Annotated in this window: 1 protein-coding gene; it reads right to left on the bottom strand. The window is 40.3% G+C overall.

All coding sequences use genetic code 11. From position 1 onward, the window contains the following. Positions 1 to 124: 124 nt before the first annotated feature. Complete coding sequence (locus AB4512_RS22065; RefSeq protein ID WP_372175682.1) at positions 125 to 862, bottom strand: EAL domain-containing protein; 738 nt, start codon at positions 860 to 862, stop codon at positions 125 to 127. Between the last annotated feature and the right edge of the window lie 241 nt (positions 863 to 1,103).

Genomic DNA, 1,103 nt, shown 5'->3' with positions numbered 1-1,103 from the left:
GCGATGAACCTTTTTTATACGTGTGATTTGATGACACGTGAGAGTGGCAAAGGGTACGAATAGATAAACATTAAAAAAACCGCTTACCAATGGTAAAGCGGCTTTGTCGGGAATAGAGGCAGTGCTAGATTGCGAGGCGTATATCCAACTCAATCGGTTTTGGCATGGCCAAATGATAGCCTTGATACATATTGAAGCCTAAGCCCTGCATCGCTTCGAGTTGTTGTTGGGTTTCTATCCCTTCGATTACCGTCTTCGCACCGATTTGAGTAGCAAGCTTTAGGGCCAACTCCATTTCACTTGTGTCGCCTTGTTCAAAATCCAACATCACAGAGCGATCTATCTTGATGATATGAGGATTAATATGGCGAACCCGCTGTTCTGTTGACGCTTGTGTTCCGAAATCATCAACAGCGATTTGAAAACCATTTTCCGCCAATGAATGGGCTGCGTCTTTCAAACGTTCTTCACTCTCTACATTAAGCTCGACCAACTCCATCACAATTTGTTCGCACGATAAGTTAAGCTCGTGAAGGCGTTTAGCTAACAAGCTATCGCTGACCTTTTCTGCAGCAAACAACTCACCAACGTTTGGAAGAACGTTCAAAAATAGATGTAAATGACGGATTGTCGATTGTGCGAAGTTACGGATATGAATCGCTCGACTCAACCTCTCTACATTGATTTTGTCTGTGCTTGAGGTTTCGTCGGAATGGAAGAAGTGATCAGGACGAACAATATCACCTTTGTTATTTGAAATGCGCACCAAAGCCTCAACACCTATTTGAGTCATAGAAGAGTCGAATATAGGTTGATAGACGCTTCTAAGCGTCAGGTCTTGGTATTTCGCAATAAACTGCATATCAGCATCTACGGATATACAGCTAATAAATTCACTTCTGTCTGATAAAATCATAGTCGCTAGTAAAGAGGGCTTATTCAATGGCGGACGTACATGTCGCGGCTGTCACAATATTGACAGGTGTAAGTAAATTGTCAATTAATAAAAACTCATTTGTAGAGTCAATATTTAAATAAATATAATTAACGAAAAAACAGCATGATAATTGATATTAGTCATTAAAATTACTTATCATTCACCA

This window comes from Vibrio sp. 10N.222.52.B7 (assembly GCF_041474275.1).
Classification (GTDB): Bacteria; Pseudomonadota; Gammaproteobacteria; order Enterobacterales; family Vibrionaceae; genus Vibrio; species Vibrio crassostreae_C.
Note: the sequence above shows the minus strand (reverse complement) of the source record. Positions and strands in the feature narration are given on the sequence as shown.

Excerpts from the sequence above, each read along its gene's own strand:
- AB4512_RS22065 (WP_372175682.1), bottom strand. The coding sequence starts at position 862 with ATGCAGTTTATTGCGAAATACCAAGACCTGACGCTTAGAAGCGTCTAT.